Annotated in this window: 24 protein-coding genes; 15 read left to right on the top strand and 9 right to left on the bottom strand. The window is 36.9% G+C overall.

What is annotated here, in order from left to right; translation table 11 throughout:
* Together VNJ50_RS06575 and VNJ50_RS06570 are read right to left on the bottom strand one after the other, a co-directional pair.
* Window positions 1-2126 (bottom strand): phosphoenolpyruvate carboxylase (locus tag VNJ50_RS06575; protein WP_325580194.1); only part of this gene is annotated, 2126 nt, incomplete at its 3' end.
* 262 nt (window positions 2127-2388) lie between these two features.
* On the bottom strand, window positions 2389-3231 hold the full coding sequence (locus VNJ50_RS06570; protein ID WP_325580192.1) for an alpha/beta hydrolase: 843 nt from the start codon (window positions 3229-3231) through the stop codon (window positions 2389-2391).
* A 139-nt stretch (window positions 3232-3370) separates the two neighbouring features.
* Here VNJ50_RS06570 and VNJ50_RS06565 point away from each other — a divergent pair, with 139 nt between their 5' ends.
* Complete coding sequence (locus VNJ50_RS06565) at window positions 3371-3592, top strand: hypothetical protein (protein WP_325580191.1); 222 nt, start codon at window positions 3371-3373, stop codon at window positions 3590-3592.
* Here VNJ50_RS06565 and VNJ50_RS06560 read toward each other — a convergent pair.
* Window positions 3589-4179: a riboflavin synthase gene (locus VNJ50_RS06560; RefSeq protein ID WP_325580189.1), complete on the bottom strand. Its 591-nt coding sequence runs from the start codon at window positions 4177-4179 to the stop codon at window positions 3589-3591. The genes VNJ50_RS06565 and VNJ50_RS06560 overlap by 4 nt on opposite strands.
* A 134-nt stretch (window positions 4180-4313) precedes the next feature.
* Here VNJ50_RS06560 and pdxA point away from each other — a divergent pair, with 134 nt between their 5' ends.
* The 9 genes from pdxA to VNJ50_RS06515 all read left to right on the top strand — a co-directional run bounded on the left by pdxA (window position 4314) and on the right by VNJ50_RS06515 (window position 11868).
* Entirely contained in the window at window positions 4314-5360 is a 1047-nt protein-coding gene (pdxA, locus tag VNJ50_RS06555; RefSeq protein WP_325580187.1) for a 4-hydroxythreonine-4-phosphate dehydrogenase PdxA, read from the top strand.
* Between the two features lie 73 nt (window positions 5361-5433).
* On the top strand, window positions 5434-5973 hold the full coding sequence (locus VNJ50_RS06550) for a DUF177 domain-containing protein (RefSeq protein WP_325580185.1): 540 nt from the start codon (window positions 5434-5436) through the stop codon (window positions 5971-5973).
* Between the two features lie 11 nt (window positions 5974-5984).
* The gene (gene rpmF / locus VNJ50_RS06545) at window positions 5985-6188 is read left to right on the top strand and encodes a 50S ribosomal protein L32 (RefSeq protein WP_066430995.1); all 204 of its coding nucleotides are present in this window, start codon (window positions 5985-5987) and stop codon (window positions 6186-6188) included.
* A gap of 169 nt (window positions 6189-6357) precedes the next feature.
* Window positions 6358-7353 (top strand): beta-ketoacyl-ACP synthase III, encoded by a 996-nt coding sequence (locus VNJ50_RS06540; RefSeq protein WP_325580183.1) that lies wholly within the window; start codon window positions 6358-6360, stop codon window positions 7351-7353.
* Window positions 7354-7379: 26 nt separating this feature from the next.
* A complete protein-coding gene (gene accB / locus VNJ50_RS06535; RefSeq protein WP_325580181.1) occupies window positions 7380-7859 on the top strand; it encodes an acetyl-CoA carboxylase biotin carboxyl carrier protein in 480 nt (159 codons plus the stop codon).
* Window positions 7860-7958: 99 nt separating this feature from the next.
* Window positions 7959-9311 carry an acetyl-CoA carboxylase biotin carboxylase subunit gene (gene accC / locus VNJ50_RS06530; RefSeq protein ID WP_325580179.1) on the top strand — a complete coding sequence of 451 codons (1353 nt, stop codon included), beginning with the start codon at window positions 7959-7961 and terminating at the stop codon, window positions 9309-9311.
* A gap of 236 nt (window positions 9312-9547) precedes the next feature.
* Window positions 9548-10663 (top strand): FAD-dependent oxidoreductase, encoded by a 1116-nt coding sequence (locus VNJ50_RS06525; protein ID WP_325580196.1) that lies wholly within the window; start codon window positions 9548-9550, stop codon window positions 10661-10663.
* Window positions 10664-10718: 55 nt separating this feature from the next.
* Window positions 10719-11417 carry a monofunctional biosynthetic peptidoglycan transglycosylase gene (gene mtgA / locus VNJ50_RS06520; protein WP_325580177.1) on the top strand — a complete coding sequence of 233 codons (699 nt, stop codon included), beginning with the start codon at window positions 10719-10721 and terminating at the stop codon, window positions 11415-11417.
* On the top strand, window positions 11407-11868 hold the full coding sequence (locus tag VNJ50_RS06515) for a 3-oxoacyl-ACP synthase (protein ID WP_325580175.1): 462 nt from the start codon (window positions 11407-11409) through the stop codon (window positions 11866-11868). Before mtgA ends, VNJ50_RS06515 begins: the two co-directional genes overlap by 11 nt.
* A 44-nt stretch (window positions 11869-11912) precedes the next feature.
* On the opposite strand, the gene VNJ50_RS06510 is transcribed toward VNJ50_RS06515, so the two are convergent.
* The 6 genes from VNJ50_RS06510 to VNJ50_RS06485 all read right to left on the bottom strand — a co-directional run bounded on the left by VNJ50_RS06510 (window position 11913) and on the right by VNJ50_RS06485 (window position 18515).
* On the bottom strand, window positions 11913-12839 hold the full coding sequence (locus tag VNJ50_RS06510; protein WP_325580173.1) for an ABC transporter ATP-binding protein: 927 nt from the start codon (window positions 12837-12839) through the stop codon (window positions 11913-11915).
* Window positions 12840-12906: 67 nt separating this feature from the next.
* Complete coding sequence (locus VNJ50_RS06505) at window positions 12907-15075, bottom strand: prolyl oligopeptidase family serine peptidase (RefSeq protein WP_325580171.1); 2169 nt, start codon at window positions 15073-15075, stop codon at window positions 12907-12909.
* Window positions 15076-15166: 91 nt separating this feature from the next.
* Window positions 15167-16156, bottom strand: a complete 990-nt coding sequence (locus VNJ50_RS06500; protein ID WP_325580169.1) for an aspartate-semialdehyde dehydrogenase — start codon at window positions 16154-16156, stop codon at window positions 15167-15169.
* A gap of 124 nt (window positions 16157-16280) precedes the next feature.
* Window positions 16281-16691 carry a large conductance mechanosensitive channel protein MscL gene (gene mscL / locus VNJ50_RS06495; protein ID WP_325580168.1) on the bottom strand — a complete coding sequence of 137 codons (411 nt, stop codon included), beginning with the start codon at window positions 16689-16691 and terminating at the stop codon, window positions 16281-16283.
* Between the two features lie 74 nt (window positions 16692-16765).
* Window positions 16766-17875, bottom strand: coding sequence for an alanine racemase (gene alr / locus VNJ50_RS06490; RefSeq protein WP_325580195.1), 1110 nt, complete (start codon window positions 17873-17875; stop codon window positions 16766-16768).
* The gene (locus VNJ50_RS06485) at window positions 17868-18515 is read right to left on the bottom strand and encodes a thymidine kinase (RefSeq protein WP_325580166.1); all 648 of its coding nucleotides are present in this window, start codon (window positions 18513-18515) and stop codon (window positions 17868-17870) included. Before VNJ50_RS06485 ends, alr begins: the two co-directional genes overlap by 8 nt.
* Window positions 18516-18617: 102 nt before the next feature.
* Here VNJ50_RS06485 and VNJ50_RS06480 point away from each other — a divergent pair, with 102 nt between their 5' ends.
* The 5 genes from VNJ50_RS06480 to VNJ50_RS06460 all read left to right on the top strand — a co-directional run.
* Complete coding sequence (locus VNJ50_RS06480) at window positions 18618-19355, top strand: hypothetical protein (protein ID WP_325580164.1); 738 nt, start codon at window positions 18618-18620, stop codon at window positions 19353-19355.
* Window positions 19356-19358: 3 nt separating this feature from the next.
* Entirely contained in the window at window positions 19359-20036 is a 678-nt protein-coding gene (gene rsmI / locus VNJ50_RS06475; RefSeq protein WP_325580162.1) for a 16S rRNA (cytidine(1402)-2'-O)-methyltransferase, read from the top strand.
* Between the two features lie 167 nt (window positions 20037-20203).
* Window positions 20204-20776, top strand: coding sequence for a uracil-DNA glycosylase family protein (locus VNJ50_RS06470; protein ID WP_325580160.1), 573 nt, complete (start codon window positions 20204-20206; stop codon window positions 20774-20776).
* 40 nt (window positions 20777-20816) lie between these two features.
* Window positions 20817-22544, top strand: coding sequence for a M28 family peptidase (locus tag VNJ50_RS06465; RefSeq protein ID WP_325580158.1), 1728 nt, complete (start codon window positions 20817-20819; stop codon window positions 22542-22544).
* 4 nt (window positions 22545-22548) lie between these two features.
* On the top strand, window positions 22549-22889 hold a 341-nt coding region (locus VNJ50_RS06460), incomplete at its 3' end, for an OsmC family protein (RefSeq protein WP_325580156.1).

Genomic DNA, 22889 nt, shown 5'->3' with positions numbered 1-22889 from the left:
CCAAAAAAACCTGGGACATTTTGTTTAAGTTGTGCCCAAGATCCGACAAAAGGAATGGCTCTCAGATCTTCAAATACCAAGCCATCCGTTTTTCCGCGTTTTGTTGGTCGGCTTCCAATATTGGTTTTGGCATAATATTTTAACGTACTCATATTCTCTAAATAAGAAATGAATTTTGGGTGTGCTTTAAATTCGGAATACGCGTCATAACTTAAAGTGGCCAAATGTTGCATCACGGCTCTGTTTTCTGGAAGCATGCGCAAATCAGAATCGCTCAAAATGTTATGAATACCAGAGCTTATCAATTGCTCCAAATTGTATTGCGACGAATCTAAAGTCCCAAAATTGGAGCTAATGGTTTGCCCTTGAATGGTCAATTGCACTTCTTTACTTTCGATTGTTGGTCCCAATGAGGCATAAAAATTATGCGTTTTTCCACCGCCTCGCGCTGGTGGACCACCTCTGCCATCAAAGAAAATAGCGATGACATCATATTTTCGTGAAATTTCGGTCAGGCGTTCTTTAGCTTTATAAATGGCCCAATTGGCCATTAAATAACCGCCATCTTTAGTGCCATCACTAAATCCGAGCATAATGGTTTGTTTGTTTTTTCTCGATTTTAAATGAGCGCGATAGACAGGATTTGAATATAACTCTTCCATAACGCGAGCCGAATTTTCCAAATCGGTAATGGTTTCAAAAAGTGGTGCAATATCAACCGTCATGTCATCTTGGAATGCGGCGAGTTTTAGCATTGCAAACAATTGCATAACATTTAACGTGGATTGATTATTGCTAATGATATAACGATTGCAAGCCGCTTCGCCATTGGTTTGTTGAATGGTTTTTATGGCTTCAATCGTTTTTAGGGTTTTGAGTGTTTCTTCATCAGAAATCAATGAAAAATCAATGGTTCCATTCACTTTTGATAAAATTTCAACCTGTTCTTTTTCTGAAAGTTCAAAATAATTTTTAGGAAAATTTGGATGATTGTTTGCCAATAAAGCTTCTGCTAAATTTGTGAAAACATCATTATGCACGCGACTGTCTTGGCGGATATCCAAGGTTGAAAAATGAAAACCAAAAAGATGGATTTTATTCAGTAAACTATCGATTTCAGAAACATATAATGATTGATGGTTCTGTATGATGATATTTTTGATTGAATTCAATTCGGCTTTTAGGGCTTCTAAAGTCAATTCCGATGGATTGCCAATCATCAAGTCATACAATTCTTTTTCTAATACAGCAATGCGATCTTCAATACCCCTAAAAGTTAATTTACGTTTGAGGCGTCTAATATCACGGTAATAATTTTTGATAATGGTTGCTTTTAAACGTTCGGCAACTTGCAAGGTAATTTCTGGTGTTACAAACGGATTTCCATCCCGATCGCCACCAGGCCAAAATCCTACATTGAGGATGGGATTATCGATTTGTTTTCCGTCAAAAATGTTTTGTTGGATATAATCAAATATCTCACCAAATGATTTGTAAAAAACGTTTTCAAGATACCAAACCAAACTAATGGCTTCGTCATAAGGCGTTGGTTTTTCGTGTTTAAAAAAAGGTGTTTTTCCTAATTGCGCCAACAAATCGTTGATGCGGAGTAAATCATTTTCTTTAATAGCTTCGGTCAAATCGGTAATAATTCCTAAAACCGATCCAGGATAAAATTGTGTGGGATGTGCCGTTAATACAATGCGTACCTTAAATTCCTCCAGGCCTTTTTTAAGGAGTTCCAATTTATTGTTTGCGGTTACACTTTCTTTCAAACTTCTTAAAGTTCCAATGCCTTCCATATTATTTACTATTGGAAAAGCCGCATCTTCAATGGCGTCAAACAAAACCACTTGACGTTCTATATATTGGATAAAACGAAACAGCAAATTAATCTGACTTTCCGGCGTGCGACGGGCTTGGTATTTTTCGAAAAAAGTATTGACTATAGTCGTCGGATCTTCGCCATTACTAAAACCTTTTTGGCAAGTTTCATGAAATAATGGCAATAAGACACCAGTTTTGGTAACGGCATCAAATGGCAAGGTCATGAAAATAGCATTGTAGATTTGATATTTTGATAAAACACTCTGATTAAATCGTGTTAATTTTGGCTGTTTTGACATGGTTTAAAAGAATTTGAACCTCTAAAATTACTAAAGCTAATTGTAACGAATTTACGAGAGGATCATTTTTACGAAATATTTAAATTATTGAAGTCTAACATTTGTATATCGCAATAAAAAGGAATTAAACTATTGAAATGATATGTCAGATAAACTGTTTTTACAAATCAGGAGATCATATAAATGCCATGATTATAAAAAATAGTACTAGAACAATAAGTTTGCTTTTTTTGTGGATATGTGAAATTTCTTTGTAGAAATCTTAGTGATTAATAAATTCAATGCTTTTATCAACAACATTTTGCAATGGTTTAGGAAGCGTTTTGTCTTTCCAAGGATGTGATGCACCAAAAACATGATCACTTGATGGTATTGGGAAGAGTTTGCTATTGGGATTCCACCGGTGTAAATCTTCGGCTTCGTTAAATTTTACGGACGGATCGGTCGTGGCGTGGATAATGAGATGCGGAATGGTTATGGATTTTGCTGCTCTCTCAATATTTAGCCGTTTTTCATGGGTTTTAAAATCCTCATAAAATTGAAAATTATGTGGCATCATTTGTTTGGTCCTGCCGTTGAGCACATATTTTACGCCATCTTTTTTCCATTGTTCCAATTCGCCAGAAGTTGCTGTGCGTTTTCCAAAGTCACTGACGCCAGCCCATGAAATCAGATTAGTAATTCGGTTATCCTTTGATGCTTTGAGTGTTGCAATCCCGCCACCGCGAGAATGTCCAATAAGTGTGATGTGGTTGCGGTTAATTTCAGTATGAATAGGATTTTCTGTTGAAAGCATAAAATTGATTAAATCGTCCAAGTCCTCTAATTCTTTCGAATAATTATTTTCTGCAAAAGCATCTAAATCAGGAAAATCAATAGGTTGTTCCATCGTACCGCCATTGTGCGAAAAATTGAATTTCACAAAAAAGAAGCCAGCTTTTAAAAATTCTTCTGCCACCAAATCCCAAGCGCCCCAATCTTTAAATCCTTTGTAACCATGGCAAAAAATGACCAAAGGTTTATGGGTATTATTGGATTCGTAAAACGCGTCCCAAAGGATTGGTTTTTTGTGCGGTCTTTCTAAAATGTTGTTTTTTTTAATCATGATACTTAAAAAACACATATATTTGGCTGAGTTAATGAATTGCAATTTAAAATTAGAAACCCTACATTTTGTTGATTGGCCTTAGTCTTTTAAACATTATTTTTAATTTTTAACCCACTTTTTATAGATTGATACTATAATGGTTGTAAATAACAAGAAAATATTAGCCTCTATCTTACTTACTGCCATAAGCTCTGTTAGTATGGTTGCCCAAGAGCAGCCGCCGCAGCCAAATCCTTCAGGTGGGCCGTTACCACCGGGTGCTCCAATTGATGATGGTTTGATAATTTTATTTGTTACCGCCATTGTTTATGGCGTTTACATCAGTTTAAAGCTTTCAAAAAAAACTAAACAAATTTAGATTTTCAATTCATAAAGCCGTTTTATATATTTTCCTAAAACGTCAAATTCCAGATTTACAGTGTCATTCTTTTTTAAGGTTTTAAAAGTGGTATGTTCAAAAGTATAAGGGATGATGGCTACGCTAAATTCATTTTTCTGACTATTTATTACCGTTAAACTTACGCCATTAACAGTAATGGATCCTTTTTCAATAGTTATGTTATTTAAAGCATCATCATATTCAAAAGTAAACAGCCAGCTTCCTTCTTGAAATTCAACTGATTTGCAAATTGCCGTTTGGTCCACATGGCCTTGTACGATATGGCCATCCAGCCGTTCTCCAAGTTTCATGGCGCGCTCTAAATTGACGCTGTCATTTATTTTTAAATTCCCCAAATTGCTTTTGCTAAGTGTTTCCTTGATTGCCGTAACCGTATAAAATGGATCATTTATGGACACTACAGTCAAGCACACACCGTTGTGGGATACACTTTGATCTATTTTTAACTCACTGGTAATCGTGCTTTTTAAGGTGATATGCAGATTTTCAAGATCCTGTTCTAAATTTGTGATAATGCCTAAATCTTCAATGATTCCTGTAAACATATTGTCGAATAATTAGTTAAATTTGCATTTGTGAAATGATGTGTAAAGATAAGACTTTAATGAAGACTGACGATAGCCTTGCATTTTGAAAAGGTTTTATTTAAGTATCAATTCAATAATAATTAAATTTTAATATGAAAAGAGAAGGACTCATTAGAGTAGGGATTTCTATAGGTGATTTAAACGGTATTGGTTCTGAAATTATTCTAAAAACTTTTGAAGATTCCAGAATGCTGGAGTTTTGCACACCAATAATTTTTGCATCTATTAAAACCATGTCCTTCTTTAAAAAACATTTTGAAAGTGGTATTAATTTTCATGGCATTAATAATTTAAATCAAGTTGTCGAAAACAGAGTGAATGTCTTAAACGTCTGGAAAGAAAATGTCGACATTACTTTTGGTGAAGAGGATTTAAAAGCTGGTGAATATGCTTTTAAGTCTTTGGAAAAAGCCACCGAAGCTTTAAAAAATGACGACATTGATGTTTTGGTAACAGCACCCATCAATAAATTGACCATTCAGTCCGACAAATTTAATTTTCCTGGGCATACCGATTATTTGGCCAAAGAACTTGGCGGAAATAGTTTGATGTTCATGGTTTCGGAAAATCTTAAAGTAGGTTTGCTAACAGATCATGTCCCAATTAAAGATGCACCAGAACATATTAATGCAAAACTTATTACCGAAAAAATACAGACCGTTCACGATTCTTTGGTACAAGATTTTAGGGTAAGCAAGCCAAAAATTGCAGTTTTGGGTATTAATCCTCATGCTGGAGATAACGGTGTTATTGGCGATGAAGATGAAAAAGTGTTAAAACCAACACTTTTAAAAATAAAAGAAAAAGGTAAATTGGTGTATGGACCTTACTCTGCCGATAGTTTTTTTGGATCTAAAAACTATAAAAATTTTGATGCCGTTATTGCTTCATATCACGACCAAGGCCTTATTCCTTTTAAAACGATCACTTTTGGTGAAGGTGTGAACTACACCGCAGGACTTAGTAAAGTAAGGACGTCCCCCGATCATGGAACTGCTTTTGAAATTGCTGGCAAAGGCGAAGCTGACGAAAGTTCATTCAAAGCAGCAGTCTTTATGGGTATTCAAATTTTCAGGAATAGGAATGAATATAAAGAACTCACCAAAAACCCATTAAAAAAGGCGCCGAAAAAGATATAAACATTTTTTGTTAATAGCTTCTGTCTAATATAAAAATATTTTCTATATTTGCGCCCTCAAAATGAATGTGAGCATGAAGCCCTTAAAAGAGTACAACATACAATTTGTAGGTTTAAAGTTAGGAAAGCACCATTTTGATTATCAAATTGATAAAAAGTTCTTTGAACATTTTGAGTATGATGATTTTAATGATGTCAATATAAATGTAGATTTGCTTTTTGAGAAGAAAACTACATTTTTAGAATTGCATTTTAAAGCTTCGGGTACAATCAATCTCAATTGTGACACCACAAATGAGCCTTATGACCAAGCCATTGATGGCCAACTAAATTTGGTAGTCAAGTTTGGAGAGGCATTTAATGATGAAAACGAAGAAATATTAATCATTCCGCATGGAGAATATGAGCTCAATGTAGCGCAGTATATTTATGAAATGATTATCCTGGCCATTCCCATAAAACGGATTCACCCAGGCATAGCCGATGGCACACTGCAATCGGAAATACTTAAAAAATTAGAAGAACTAAGCCCAAAAGACATCAAAGAAAAACAAAAATCCGAGGAGATCGATCCTCGCTGGAATACATTAAAAAAACTATTAACGGATAAATAATACACGATAAAATGGCACATCCTAAAAGAAAGATTTCTAAAACTAGAAGAGATAAAAGAAGAACACATTACAAAGCGGTTGTTCCTACAATTGCAACGTGTCCTACTACAGGAGAAGCGCACTTATTCCACAGAGCTCACTGGCATGAAGGAAAACTTTATTACAGAGGTCAAGTGCTTATTGACAATTCTGAAAAAGAGGAAAATCTAGCATAAGTATTATGCATGCATACAAGAAAGCGCTCACTCCTGAGCGTTTTTTTTGTGTTTAATTTAAAAACAACTTAATTTGCGTCATATTTGACCTAAATCTTAGTAAATTCAATCGTATTTTACGTTTTTTGACTGTTTTTGGTCAAATTTTAGGTCAATCTAATACAACATAATGAGTAAAATCACTGCTGCAATCACAGCCGTAGGAGGCTATGTACCTGAATATGTTTTGACCAATCAAATTTTGGAAACTTTAGTTGAGACCAATGATGAATGGATTACTACAAGAACAGGTATCAAAGAAAGAAGGATTCTTAAAGAAGATGGTAAAGGCACTTCTTATTTAGCCATTAATGCGGCAAAGGACCTTTTAAATAAAAGTGGGGTTGACCCTAAAGAGATCGATCTGGTTATTGTTGCAACGGCAACTCCAGACATGAAAGCTGCCGCAACAGCTTCTTATACCGCAACCGAAATTGGAGCTATTAATGCTTTTGCGTTTGATTTGGAAGCTGCCTGTTCAAGTTTTTTGTTCGGAATGTCAGTAGCTGCACGATACATCGAATCTGGAAAATATAAAAAAGTATTGTTGATTGGTGCCGATAAAAACTCATCAATGATTAATTATAAAGATAGAGCCACATGTATTATTTTTGGAGATGGTGCCGGTGCTGCTTTATTTGAGCCTAATTTGGAAGGATTTGGTCTACAGGATGAACTTTTGAGAAGTGATGGCAACGGAAGAGAGTTTTTGCAAGCCACTTATGGTGGATCTTCCTATCCTATAACTCCAGAAGCTATTGCCGAAGGAAAACACTACATATTTCAGGAAGGAAAAATGGTATTTAAAAATGCCGTTTTCAATATGGCCGATATTACAGAAAAGATACTGGTCAGAAATAATATAACAAACGATGATATTGCGTGGTTGGTGCCACATCAAGCTAATAAACGTATTATTGATGCTACAGCAAGTAGAATTGATCTGGATGAAAGCAAAGTTATGATGAATATTGAAAGGTATGGAAATACCACTTCAGCCACATTACCGTTGCTTTTATTTGACTATGAAAAACAACTTAAAAAAGGCGACAAATTAATATTTGCAGCTTTTGGCGGTGGTTTTACCTGGGGATCTATATATCTTACATGGGCATATAATTCATAAACTAACTAACTTAAATTCTAATTATTATGGATATAAAAGAAATTCAAAACTTAATTAAGTTTGTCGCAAAATCTGGCGCGAGCGAAGTTAAATTGGAGATGGATGATATCAAGATTACCATCAAAACGGGTAGTGAAGATAGATCAGAAAACACGACCTACGTACAGCAAATCCCTATGGGTGCCGCTCCTGTAGCAGCTACTCCTGTTGCGCAACAAGCCCCTGTAGCGGCAGTTCCTGCACCTGCAGCAGACGAGAATTCTAAATATATTACAATCAAATCACCAATTATCGGAACTTTCTATCGTAAACCTTCACCAGATAAACCAATGTTTGTTGAAGTAGGAAAATCTATTAAAGAAGGTGATGTTTTATGTGTTATAGAAGCCATGAAACTATTCAACGAGATTGAATCAGAGGTATCAGGAAAAATTGTGAAAGTTTTAGTAGATGATTCTTCACCGGTTGAATTTGATCAACCACTTTTCTTAGTTGATCCGTCATAATCAAATAAAAATTGCAATAAACAATTCTCAAAACCCAATCATTGGAATCTGGTACTTGGTCCCGATAGTTATCGGGAGAGATTTTTAATTTGAAGAACTATGTTTAAAAAAATATTAATTGCCAATAGAGGTGAGATAGCACTGCGTGTCATAAGAACCTGTAAAGAAATGGGCATCAAAACGGTAGCTGTTTATTCAACCGCCGACGCAGACAGTTTGCATGTTAAATTTGCTGATGAAGCCGTTTGTATTGGACCCCCGCCAAGCAGTCAATCGTATTTGAAAATGTCCAATATTATTGCGGCTGCAGAAATTACCAATGCCGATGCAATCCATCCTGGATACGGGTTTTTATCTGAAAATGCTAAATTTTCAAAAATTTGTGAAGAGCACAATATTAAGTTTATTGGTGCCTCTCCAGAAATGATTGAAAAGATGGGAGACAAGGCAACCGCCAAAGCAACTATGAAAAAAGCTGGTGTACCTTGTGTACCTGGAAGTGACGGCATCCTTGAATCTTACGAGCAAACTGAAAAGTTGGCCGTAGAAATGGGTTTTCCTGTGATGATAAAAGCTACGGCTGGTGGTGGTGGCAAAGGAATGCGTGACGTTTGGAAGAAAGAGGATCTTAAAGATGCTTGGGATTCTGCGCGTCAGGAAGCCAAAGCAGCTTTTGGGAACGATGGGATGTATTTGGAGAAGCTTATTGAAGAACCGAGACATATAGAAATACAAATTGTTGGTGATTCTACCGGAAGAGCTTGTCATTTATCAGAACGTGATTGTTCAATCCAACGTCGTCATCAAAAATTGACCGAAGAAACTCCGTCACCATTTATGACCGAGGAACTTCGTGACAAAATGGGCGCATCTGCAGTAAGAGCCGCAGAATATATTAAGTATGAAGGTGCCGGTACAATTGAGTTTTTAGTTGACAAGCATGGCGATTACTATTTCATGGAGATGAATACCCGAATTCAAGTAGAACACCCTATTACTGAACAGGTTATTGATTTTGATTTAATCAGAGAGCAGATTCTTGTAGCTGCCGGAGTACCAATCTCAGGTAGAAATTATAAGCCAAAATTACACTCTATTGAATGTCGTATCAATGCTGAAGATCCTTATAATGATTTTAGACCGTCTCCAGGTCGTATTACAACGCTTCATGCTCCAGGCGGCCATGGCGTTCGTTTGGACACGCACGTGTATTCAGGCTATACCATTCCGCCAAATTATGATTCAATGATTGCCAAGTTGATTACTACGGCTCAAACTCGTGAAGAAGCCATTAGTAAAATGAAACGTGCTTTGGATGAATTTGTCATAGAAGGCATCAAAACTACAATTCCATTCCATAGGCAATTGATGGATGATCCAGAATATTTGGCAGGTAATTATACCACCAAATTCATGGAAACATTTAAAATGCAAAAACCTATTGAAGACTAATATAAAGGCTCCGAAACTACTTTCGGAGTTTTTTTTGCACGATACCTTCTGTTTTGTAAAAAGCGGTGATTGATATCTATTTATAAAATTAAAATCTATTTATCGCTCGTGGTCCAATACTTCATTTTAAGTTTTCGGGGATTCTTGACAATACTTTTCTATTTTTATAATCTCAGAAACAAGGAATGATTTTTCGGTCCGATAATTTCTGTTTCATTAAAAAACCAATTTTCATGATCAATTTATCGTATTGGGAGATTAAAAGTTACCTTGCCAACGTCGATTATACCATTGTAGGCAGTGGTATTGTTGGGCTCAATTGTGCTTTACGCTTGCGGGATCGTTTTCCTAAAGCACATATTCTTATTTTGGAAAGAGGGTTTTTACCACAAGGTGCAAGTACTAAAAATGCAGGTTTTGCCTGTTTTGGAAGTCTTAGCGAGATTTTGGACGATTTAAAAACACATTCTGAAGAAGAAGTTGTGCAACTGATAGAAAAGCGTCGAAATGGATTGACTTTGTTGCGAGAAACCTTATCCGATAAAGCCATCGATTACCAACAATATGGCGGTTACGAATTATTTGATCGGAATGATCAGGAAAACTATGCGTATTGTATGTCAAAAATGGAAGACGTCAATTCCATGCTTAAACCGTATTTTGACCATCCGGTCTTTGAAGTGAAACATAATCCTTTTGGTTTTAAAAATATTTACGAAAAACTCAGTTTTACGTCATTTGAAGGACAGATTGACACCGGAAAAATGATGCGATCGTTAACAGATTTGGTGTTAAGCAAGGGGATTTTGATTCTCAATTCTACATTTGTTGAACAATTTGAAGAATTGCATCAAAACGTTCATATTAAAACCAATAACTTTGATTTTAAAACGAATCGAATTTTGATTTGCGCGAATGGTTTTGCTTCGAAACTGATAAATGCCGATGTTAAACCTGCCAGAGCCCAAGTTTTGGTCACTAAACCCATTAAAAACCTTCCTATTAAAGGGACCTTTCATTTGGATAAAGGATTTTATTATTTCCGTAATGTGGATGATCGAATTTTATTCGGCGGTGGACGTAATCTCGATTTTAAAACTGAAGAAACTATCGAAATGAACCAAACGGAGCTTATACAAAATAAGCTGGAAGAGCTTTTAAAGTCCACTATTTTGCCCAATACGCCTTTTGAAATTGATTACCGTTGGAGTGGTATCATGGGTGTTGGCGAGAGTAAAAAACCAATCATAAAACAGTTGAGCACCAATGTTTTTTGTGGTGTACGATTGGGTGGTATGGGTATTGCCATAGGAAGTCATGTGGGTAGGGAATTAGCCGACTTGATCGATTAATAGCGTATTTTCATTTTTTAAAAGCTTTTCCCAAATTCTATACTTCTACCTGATTATGATTAAAAAATTATTCAAGTTTCTTTTAAAACTTCTCCTTTATGCACTGGTAATTCCCATTATTATTGTTGTTATTTTTAAATGGGTGCCTGTGCCAGCAACGCCTTTGATGGCCATAAGGTATTTTGAACAAAAGCAAACCGATCAAAAGTCGGTATGGAAACACGATTGGGTACCATTAGAGGATATTTCCAAAAACTTGCAATTGGCGGTGATTTGTAGTGAAGATCAAAATTTTTTGAAACACCGTGGTTTTGATATCCAAGCTATTGAAAAAGCTATAGACGACAATCAAAAAGGGAAACGTATAAGAGGCGGAAGCACAATCAGTCAGCAAACTGCTAAAAATGTGTTTTTATGGCCACAGCGAAGTTGGCTGAGGAAAGGAATGGAAGCTTATGTGACGATTTTGATCGAATTAATATGGTCCAAAGAGCGGATTATGGAAGTGTATTTGAACAGTATTGAAATGGGAAATGGAGTTTATGGTGCAGAAGCGGCGGCCCAATATTGGTTTAAAAAACCAGCTTCCAAATTGTCTAAAAGTGAAGCTGCGGCCATTGCGGCCATTCTACCGCGACCTTTAAAATACAAGGCCAATCCGCCAACGGCTTATATTGCAAGTAGAAAATTGTGGATTATGAAGCAAATGATGTTTTTTGGACCTTTAAAATATGATTCAGAAGATGAGCAATAAATTGGAAATCAAGCAAAAACTTTTTCATCAGTGCATGGTTTTTGTTGACGAACGTCTTTTAGGTATTCAAAATCAAATTCATGAAATTCAGGAATCCTTAACTTCGGAAACTAAAAGTAGTGCAGGCGATAAACATGAAACAGGACGCGCCATGTTGCAATTGGAACGTGAAAAAGCCGGACAGCAATTGGCAGAAGTAGAAAAACTGAAAGAAGCCTTATCTAAAATTGATGTGACAAAATCTTCTGAAACCATTGGTTTGGGAAGTGTTGTTTATACTTCAAAAATCAATTATTTTATAGCTATAAGTGCAGGGCAACTGGAGGTTGGATCGCATAAGTTTTTTGCTATTTCGCCAAATACACCTATAGGATTGCTGTTGATGGGCAAAAAGCCAATGGATAAAATTAGCTTTAGAGAGCAAAGTTTTGTGATTGAAACTGCTTTTTAAAGACCTAGCAGGTTTCCTAAACCTGTTAAATCTGAAATTAGTTGTTATTGCTGGACAACTTCAAGAAAGACTTCTGAGTTTTCTTCCAACGCTGTTCGATTCTCAAAAAAGATAATATCATATTCGGTGTGTGCACTAATCAGATAGTAGTGACCACAGAAATAATTGCGGTTCACTATCACTTTTAAATCTGATTTTTCGACCATTTGAAGTTGATGCGCATAAACTACCTGATCATTGATGAGGTTAAACTCCCCAAAAAACGACGCTATCAATGGTATTCTAGGGTTTTTGTAAAGCTCTTGAGGCGATTGATTGGCAATGATCTTTGAATCGTGCAAAACAATCATTTTATCAGCAAAAGCCAAAACATCTTCGCTGTCGTGGGTTGCCACAACACATGAGATATTATTTTGTTTCAGGTAATTAAAAACACTTCGTCGTAAGGATTGTTTTTGAAAATTATCAATATGGCTAAACGGTTCGTCAAGTAAGATAATTTCCGGTTGTTTTGCCAAAGCCCTTGCAAGGGCGACACGCTGTTTTTGTCCGCCGCTTAAGGTTTTTACTTTTGTTTTGGCCAATGATGTCAATTCTACCACTTCCAAAAGTTCTGCCACACGTTCTTTTTTCTCTTTTGGAAAGAAGTTTGAAAGATACTTTCCTATATTCTCTTCAACGGTTATAAAAGGCATTAAATCAAATTCTTGTGCTACATATTTCATGAAATCATAACCTACAACAAGGTTGTATTTTGGGCCTAAAATTTCGGTATCATCCCAAAAAATATGGCCTTCGGTTAAATCATATTCGCCATAGATCAATTTTAACAATGTAGATTTTCCAGATCCACTTTCGCCCATAATTGAAACATGTTCACCTTTTGATATGGTAAAATCAATGTTACTTAGAATTGTGGCGTCTGTGTTTTTACTGTTGTAGGTAAAGCTGAGATTTTCGACTTTTAACATTTATAACGTATAAAAAACCTGCCTGGTTTTTGAGTGCCAGACAGGTATCAAATTAATTTTTAATCAATTATCCTTTTATTTTGCCTGTAGTTTTGTTAGGAAGCACTTTATACCCCATATTGTAAAGAGTAAATCCAAAGATATCGGCATACTCTTCAATAGTTTTGCTTACAGGTGTTCCAGCACCGTGGCCAGCATCGGTTTCAATTCTAATAAGTGTAGGATTGTCTCCAGATTGTTTACTTTGTAATTCAGCCGCAAATTTAAAACTGTGTGCTGGAACTACACGGTCGTCATGATCGCCAGTGGTTACCAATGTTGCTGGGTATTTTACACCTTCTTTCACATTGTGGATTGGTGAATAGCCTTTTAAATACTCAAACATTTCTTTATTGTCTTCAGAAGTTCCGTAGTCATAGGCCCAACCTGCACCCGATGTAAACGTATGATAACGCAACATATCCAAAACACCAACTGCCGGAATGGCAACTTTCATCAAATCTGGACGTTGGGTCATCGTAGCGCCTACTAAAAGTCCACCGTTGGATCCTCCTCTAATTGCCAGATAATCTGATGAGGTATAGTTGTTGTTGATTAAATATTCTGCAGCAGCTATAAAATCGTCAAACACGTTCTGTTTTTGAAGTTTGGTTCCTGCATCATGCCATTTTTTTCCATATTCTCCACCACCACGGATATTTGGTACGGCATAAACACCACCTTGTTCCATCCAAACTGCATTGGCGATATTGAATCCAGGAGTCATTGAAATATTAAATCCGCCGTAACTGTATAAAATAGTTGGGTTTTTGCCATTAAGCTCCAATCCTTTTTTATAAGAAATGATCATAGGTATTTTGGTTCCATCTTTTGAAGTATAAAATACTTGTTTGCTTTCAAAATTGTCCGGATTAAAGTCGATGGCCGGTTTTTTATAAACTTCAGAAATCCCATTTTCAGGATTGAAGGTATAAATCGTACTTGGAGTGGTATAGTTTGAAAACGAATAATAAAGGATTTTATCTTCCTTTTTACCGCCAAATCCACCAGCACTTCCAACGCCAGGAAGTTCAATTTCCCGAACCAGTTTTCCGTTATAATCGTACTGCAAAACTTTGGAAACGGCATCGACCATATATCTGGCAAAAATATAACCGCCACCTGTGGAAACGCTCAACACGTTTTCAGTTTCTGGAATCAAATCTTTCCAGTTCTCAGGACTTGGATTTGAAGCATCAACTGTCACTATTTTTTGGTTTGGGGCATTCTTATTCGTAATTAAATAAAGGGTGCTTCCAACATTTTCAATGACACTGGTATCAGTGTCGGTATTATCCAAAATAGTAACCATTTTACTATTTGGTTTTGATAAATCTTGCATTAGCAATTTTGTACCAGAGGTGGAAGTCTTTGGATAGATGAAGAGGTATTTGCCGTCTTCAGTAACAGTACCGCTCACATAACGGTGTTTTTCTGCTGGCGTTCCACCATAGATTAACTGGTCTTGTTTTTGTGAAGTTCCAAGTTTATGGTAGTAAAGTTTGTGTTGATCGGTCTTGGCCGAAAGTTCACTTCCCTTAGGTTTGTCGTAGCTTGAATAATAAAAGCCATCATTATCTTTCCATGAAATACCGCTAAATTTAATGTCAACAAGGGTGTCTTCAATTTGTTCTTTGGTTTCAGCATTTAAGATGATGATTTTGCGCCAATCACTTCCGCCTTCAGAAATAGCATAAGCTGCAAGTTTTCCGTCTTTTGAAAAACTAAGGCCGCCCAATGAAATGGTGCCATCTTGGCTAAACGTATTTGGATCTAAAAAAACTTCTTCATTGGTGTCATTATTTTTATTTCGGTAGATAACCGATTGGTTTTGAAGACCGTCATTTTTATAGAAATAGGTATAATCACCTTCTGTAAACGGCGCACCTACTTTTTCGTAATTCCAAATTTCCGTAAGTCGGTCTTTAAGTTCTTGACGGTAAGGGATTTGGTCTAGGTAACTACCAGTGACTTTATTTTGAGCAATAACCCAATCGCTTGTTTCTTTACTTCTGTCATCTTCAAGCCAGCGGTACGGATCTTTTACTTGTTCACCAAAATAGGTGTCGACTGTGTCAACCGTTTTAGTTTCAGGATAGGTCACAGCCACTGTATTTTCGTCTTCTTTAGCTTCATTTTCATTTTTACACGATGTAATTACGGAAAGAATTACGACGGCAAACATTAAATTTTTCATATAATAAATGATATTGATTGTTGTGGTTCAAAAATAAACAAAAAAGCTCCTACAATAGGATGTAAGAGCTTTTTTAATATAGTGTTAAGAATTAAACTAAGCTTTTATCAATCAAATACTCAGCAATTTGAATGGTATTCGTGGCTGCGCCTTTTCTTAGGTTATCACTCACAATCCATAAGTTTAAGGTGTTTTCCTGCGATTCGTCACGTCTTATTCGTCCAACAAAAACATCATCTTTTCCATTGGCATAAAGTGGCATCGGGTAGGTGTTGACATCGGTATTATCCTGTACTACGACGCCAGGGGTTTTACTAAGCAATTGACGCACTTCCGCAACATCAAAATCATTTTCAAACTCAATGTTTACCGCTTCACTATGCCCACCTTGTGTTGGGACGCGTACGGCCGTGGCAGTTACAGCAATAGTAGCGTCTTTAAGAATTTTCTGGGTTTCGTTAACCAATTTCATTTCTTCTTTGGTGTATCCGTTTTCTTCAAAAACATCACAATGTGGAATCACGTTTTTGTTAATTGGATATGGATACGCCATTTCGCCTTTGATCCCGGCCAATTCATTTTCCAGTTGTTTTACAGCTTTGACACCTGTTCCTGTAATGGATTGGTAGGTGGAAACAACAACTCTTTTGATTTTATATTTTTTATGAAGCGGAGCCAAAACCATGACCATCTGTGTGGTTGAACAGTTAGGGTTGGCAATAATTTTATCGTCCTTGGTGAGTTGATCGGAATTTATTTCTGGAACAATCAGTTTTTTTGAAGGATCCATTCGCCATGCCGAAGAATTGTCAATAACCGTAGTGCCAACTTCGGCAAATTTAGGAGCCCATTCCAAAGAGGTGGTCCCACCTGCTGAAAAGAAGGCGATGTCCGGTTTGTTTGAAACCGCTTCCGCTAAGCCAATAATTTTGTAGGACTTATTTTTAAAGGTCATTTCCTTGCCTACCGAACGTTCTGAAGCTACAAGCATTAATTCCGAAAAAGGAAAATTGCGTTCTTCAAGAATGTTTAACATCACTTCGCCCACCATTCCAGTGGCGCCAACAACTGCTACTTTCATAATTTTTGATTATTAAGTCGCTAAATTAACCATTAATTTAATGGCGTTAAAGAAGATTACTATAAAAAAATAGCCCGATTGGTTTTAACAATCGGGCTTTAGTTAGAATATGGGTGTAGCGGAATTATTTTTTTAATGCGTCTCTAATTTCTGTCAATAAATCAATTTCTGAAGGACCAGCAGGAGGGGCAGGTACTTCTTCGTCTTTTTTTCTTACTTTACCATAAGCTTTAACAATGAAGAACAGCACGCCGCCTACAATAAATAAATTGATGATAGAGTTGATCCAATTTCCATAAGCGATGACTGCGGCTCCAGCTTCGGTTGCAGCGGCTAAAGAACCATAAGTTTTTCCATCTAATGCGATAAACATATCCGAGAAATCAACACCTCCGGTGAAATAACCTACAATGGGCATCATGATGTCTGTTACGAAACCATTAACGACTAGGCCAACAGCACCAGCCAAAAGCACGGCTACCGCTAAATCGATAACATTGCCGGTCATGATAAAATCTTTAAATTCTTTCCACATAATTAATTGAATTAAACGAGTTAACAGATGCTAAAGTAATAAAAATATAGAAGTGTTAAAATACAATGATCGTTTTATTTTTTGACAACACGTCTAACCCGTTGTGAGATAGCGGTAATCAATTCATAAGAAATAGTGTCAACGGATGAGGCCAAATCTTCTGCCGTATGCGAAGCGTCAAAAACAATGACTTCATCGCCTTCTTGACAATCAATATCGGTAATATTTACCATAACCATATCCATGCAAACATTGCCAATTATTGGCGCTTTTTTTCCGTTGATTATTAGACATCCTTTGCCATGGCCATATTGCCGTCCGATACCATCGGCATGACCAATAGGAATTGTAGCTGATTTAATGGCCGACGTACTTTTATAGCCTCGATTATAGCCTACGGTCTCTCCAGCTTCAATGTGGTGTATTTGGGAAATCACCGATTTGAGCGAAGCAATAGGTCTGAAGTTTCTATTTTCTTCTTCTGAATTTCCAAAACCATAAAGCCCAATACCACTTCTTACCATATCAAAATGAGCGTCGGGATAATTTAAGATGCCCGAAGTATTGCACAAATGTAGCATTGGCATAAAACCAAATGTGGCATTAAACTTCTTGGCTATTTGTTTAAAAGAAGCGATCTGTTGTTGCGTGAATACTTTCTCGTTGAGGTCTTCACTGGCAGCCAAATGCGAAAACAACGATTTGATTTTTACGGTTTTGATTTTATGCAATTTTGAATGCAGATTTTCAATAGCGTTTTCGGCAAAACCCAATCGGTTTAATCCAGTGTTAAATTTAAGATGGATGGGATAGTTTTTCTGATCTCTATCCGCGGCAACTTGTAAAAATTCATCAAGGATTTTTGCGCTATAAATGCTGGGTTCCAATTGATAATCAATCAACGTAGTTAAGCATGTTTCTAACGGATGCAATACTAAAATAGGTTTGGTGATTCCTGCTTTTCTCAGGGCAACACCTTCATTGGTATAAGCTACGGCAAAGTAATCAACCCGCAAGTTTTGTAAATATAGCGCAATTTCATTGGCGTCATTGCCATACGCAAAGGCTTTTACAACGGCTAAAAACTTGGTAGAATTAGGTTGTAGTTTGGATTTGAGATAGTCAAAATTGTGTTTTAAAGCAGAAAGGTCAATTTCGAGAATGGTTTCTTGCGCTTTAGGCATTGGAGTTGTTTGGTTTTTGGTTAATTTCTTGGGCATCGTTAACCTTCATATTTCTGATTTTATCATTTTGCATGGCTTTGTAAAAAGCAGCACGGCTTAGGGGTTCATATTCATCTACTTCTCCCAAAAGGACCAAGGCATCACTGTGTGCTTTTCTGTAGCTATATTGTGCTAAATTTCCGGTGCGTGTACAAATGGCATGCACTTTAGTGACATACTCTGCAGTGGCCATTAAGTTGGGCATGGGACCAAAAGGATTGCCCTTAAAATCCATGTCCAGTCCAGCAACAATAACCCTGATGCCTTTGTTGGCCAAGTCATTGCAAACCCTGACGATTTCATCATCAAAAAACTGGGCTTCATCAATGCCAACCACATCACAACCATCGGCCAAAATAGGAATATTGGCTGCAGCAGGAACGGGCGTTGATCGAATTTCATTGGCATCATGCGACACTACAAAGCTATCGTCATAGCGCACATCAACTGCAGGTTTGAAGATCTCAACTTTCTGTTTTGCAAACTGTGCACGTTTAAGACGGCGGATCAATTCTTCTGTTTTACCCGAAAACATAGAGCCGCATATCACCTCAATCCACCCAAATTGTTCTTTGGGATTTACTGTATTTTCAAGAAACATTTTGTAATTTTAACACTAAAATAAAACCGCTCTTCTTATTATAGAAAGGTGCTGCAAATTTATTAAAATCAAAAGTATTAAATCGAATTAAAGATAAAAGTTATGAAGAAGAAATTGGAGTCCGAGCTCATGAGTATAGCCCATCGAATTCTAAAGTTGAAGGGAAGAGAAAACGTAATTGAGTTGCATCGTGAGGCAGGTCTCTTGTTTGAAAAGTTAAGCGTACTTAAATTTGTCAATGAAAATCTAGAAGAACCACAACCTACTATTGGTGTCGATTCGTCTTTTTTTGAAATGTTGGATGTTGCTTTCAACAATGAAGTGAGTGATACGATTGAACGCGGAGATAAAATTTATGTCAATCTTGAAGAGGTAGAACACGATGATATTGTTGAACCCGTAATGGAAAAAATAAAAGATATTGTGGCACAAATGCCTCATGAAACCCAAGAAATCGATGCTTTTTTTGACCAGCCGCTCCCAGAAATAGACCCTGCAAAAAATGATTTTGATACCTTGACCGCAGGCTTCAAAAACATGCCGGTTTTTGATCCGGTGCCAAGTTCAAATCATCAGGAGCATCTCAAAAAATCATTAAATGACAAGCTTAAAAATGGCCTTACTATTGGTCTTAACGATAAAATAGCCTTTATTAAATATCTGTTTGATGGCGAGCGCGAAGATTATGAACGTGTGCTTTCGCAGATCAATACCTCAAGTTCTTTTGATGAAGCCAAAAATTTAATCCAGAATATCGTCAAGCCAGATTATAACGGTTGGATAGGAAAAGAGGATGTCGAAGCCCGTTTCATGTCGGTCATAGAAGGAAAGTTTGATTAATTAATGAGCAAATTATTTATTGTACCCACGCCCATTGGCAATTTAAAAGACATGACTTTTAGGGCCGTTGAAGTCCTGAAGGAAGTGGATTTAATTCTGGCCGAAGATACCCGTACATCTGGAAAGCTTTTAAAGCATTACGATATTGCAACGCCTTCACAATCCCATCACATGCACAACGAGCATAAAACGGTCGAACATTTGGTGGAAAAGATAAAATCAGGAACTCAAGTCGCTTTAATTAGTGATGCCGGAACGCCTGCCATTTCCGATCCTGGATTTCTGTTGGCGCGTGCTTGTATAGAAAATGATATTGAAGTGGACTGTTTGCCCGGCGCAACCGCTTTTGTACCAGCTTTGGTGAACAGCGGTTTTCCTAATGACAAATTTGTATTTGAAGGTTTTTTACCCGTCAAAAAAGGACGACAAACCCGATTGACCTTTTTGTCCGAAGAAACGCGAACGATTATTTTTTATGAAAGTCCTCATAAACTCATCAAAACCTTAGCTCAATTTTGCGAATATTTTGGAGAAGATCGGCGTATTTCGGTTTCAAGAGAATTGACAAAACTCTATGAAGAAACCGTTAGAGGAACGGCTAAAGAAGTTCTGGAACACTATACTGCAAAGCCTCCCAAAGGCGAAATTGTAATAGTCGTAGCTGGTAAACACAAGTCTTAAACTATGGTTCAGATGCCATTTTTTATCGCTTTTTTGACCTAAAATCTTTCTGTTTTTTTGTTTTGATAGGTTAAAGTCATAAAAAAATACGTTTAATTGATTTCGATATGAATGTTAAGGAGGTAAAAAGGTTACTAATCGATATAAAACAAGGTGTTTCATGAATTATGGAAGATTTACTCTCCAAAATACGAAATTGTAGTCTTTGTAAGGCACATTTACCACTTGGACCCAGACCTGTGGTGACCGCTAATCAAGAGTCAAAGATCGTTATTATCGGTCAAGCACCAGGAACAAAAGTACACGCGTCTGGAGTACCTTGGGACGATGCCAGTGGCAAACAATTACGGAATTGGCTTGGCGTTACCAACGAACAGTTTTATGACGAGAAAAATTTTGCCATTGTTCCCATGGGATTTTGTTATCCAGGTAGAGGTAAAGGCGGCGATTTACCACCACGCCCGGAATGTGCACCGCAATGGCACGAACAATTATTGGAGTTTATGCCAAAGGTGGAGTTGGTCCTTTTGATCGGCTTATATTCCCAAAAGTATTATTTGAAAAAAGAAGCAAAGAAAACTTTGACAGAAACCGTTGGTAATTATCAAGAGTATTTGCCCATGTATTTCCCCTTGCCGCATCCAAGTCCGAGGAATCGCTTTTGGTTGACTCGGAATCCTTGGTTTGAGAAGGATATTTTGCCTATATTAAAATCCAAAATCCAAAGTCTTATAAAATAAAGAATCAATATTTAATTTACCTTTGAAAATATACGCGGCCATGACCAAAAAAGTACGATTTTTATTGCTTTTCAGCTTTGTTTTAACGAATCTAATTCAAGCACAAACAATAAAAAAACAAGTTATCCAGGAAACTTTTGAAGCATCTGTTTTAAAAAACTTCACTGGTGATTTGGCTTATGAAACGACGGCATTTGTTGAGCAATATTGGCGGGTTGTAGGAAACACTGGTTTTAACAAGAGTATTAACTTTATTGCTAAGCACTTGGAGGCTGCGGGTTTTGTTTTGGAAGAAAAAGCGTCGGCAAGCAACCGATTGACCTATCGCATTGAAAAACGTGCGCTAAAACACCCGACTTGGGAGATTATTGATGCCAAGGTTAGTTTTAGTGGCCAAGAAAAACCGCTTTTAACACAAGCAACCAACCGAAATATGGTCGCGATAAATTCTTATAGTACACCAAAAAATGGTGTTACGGCCGAAGTGATCTATATTAAAGATATTCAGCAAATAAAAAGTATGGATGTTAAAGGTAAAATTGTATTTGCCGAAACCAGTCCCTCACGAATTTTTAATACGGCCGTCGTGCAAGGTGGCGCTGTTGGCGTCATCACTTATGATAATCCATCTTATTTGCAACCAGAAAAAAATACCACATCTATTCAATTTCGTTCCATTCCTATGGACACAATAACTAAAGGCTGGGCAATTGCCTTGTCCTACGAAGCTAAAGAGCGACTTAAAACGCAAATTTCAGAAGGAAATTTAAATCTTAATGTACACATTGAAACTAAAATTTACGAATCTGAAGATTTAACTGTTGTTGCCGATATTAGAGGCAGTAAGTTGGCCAAAGAGCGTCTAGTTTTTAGTGCGCATGTACAAGAGCCTGGCGCAAATGATAACGCCACAGGGGTTGGTGTTGCTTTGGAAATGGCCGTGCTTTCTGCTAAATTAATAAATGAAAAATCATGGGATCCAACCCGTACTTTAACCTTTCTTTGGGGTGACGAAATTGTATCGACGAGACGTTATGTTCAAGAAGATGAAACCCGAGCCAAGGACATTAAATGGGGAATTAGTTTAGATATGGTCGGTGAAAATACTGCTATTACAGGAGGATCTTTTCTGATTGAAAAAATGCCGGATCCGAGTGCGATTTGGACCCGCGGTAATGACAAGCATTCCGAATGGGGCGGTCGCGTGCTGAGTTTAGAACAAATGAAACCACACTATTTAAACGATTTTGTAATCCGAGAGTTTGAAGCGCAGGGCAAACGTGCCAATTGGGAAGTGAATACTAATCCATACGAAGGCGGTAGTGATCATGCGCCTTTTTTGCAAAATGATATTCCTAGTGTTTTATTTTGGCATTTTACTGATCAGTTTTATCATACTGATAACGATCGTTTGGATAAAGTGTCTCAACAAACACTTAAAAACGTTGGGATTGGTTCCATGAACGTGGCCCATATATTATTAAATGCTGATGCAAAGACGGCTGATGATATGATTGAAACCATTGAAAAAGCAGCTATGTCACGGTTGAATGAAGAATTGAAGCAAGGTCAAATCGCCATCCAAAATGGTGATAAATTATCAGAACAAATTGAAATTATTAAAGCCTGGGAAGATTGGTATCTTAAAGCTATTGCCTCAACGGTAGATATGGTTCCACAAGAAGCGATGATTAAGGAATCCATAATGAAAGCACAGGCTTCAGTTAACGCAACGGCAACAAAAATCATTGAAGAACTAAATAAATAAAAACATGAAAGATAAAGTCATTACACATTGGAAAGGAAATTCACAATTTGAATCTGATAATCCAAGCGGAAAAACATTGTTTATGGACACCTCCGAAGAAAATGGTGGCCATAATTCAGGATTGCGACCAAAAGCAATGATGCTGTCATCATTGGCAGGATGCTCAGGATTGGATGTCGTTTCTATTTTGGATAAGATGAAAGTGCAAATTTCAGATTTCAGAATTGATACCTATGGTGAATTGACCGACGAACATCCAAAAATCTATCATACCGTGTCGGTGGAATATCATTTTTACGGTGATAATTTAGATGAAGGAAAAATAAAAAAGGCAGTCGATTTATC

The sequence above is a fragment of the Gelidibacter sp. genome (assembly GCF_035577925.1).
In the GTDB taxonomy this organism is placed as follows: Bacteria; Bacteroidota; Bacteroidia; order Flavobacteriales; family Flavobacteriaceae; genus Gelidibacter.
This window is presented reverse-complemented; position numbering and strand designations above follow the sequence as displayed.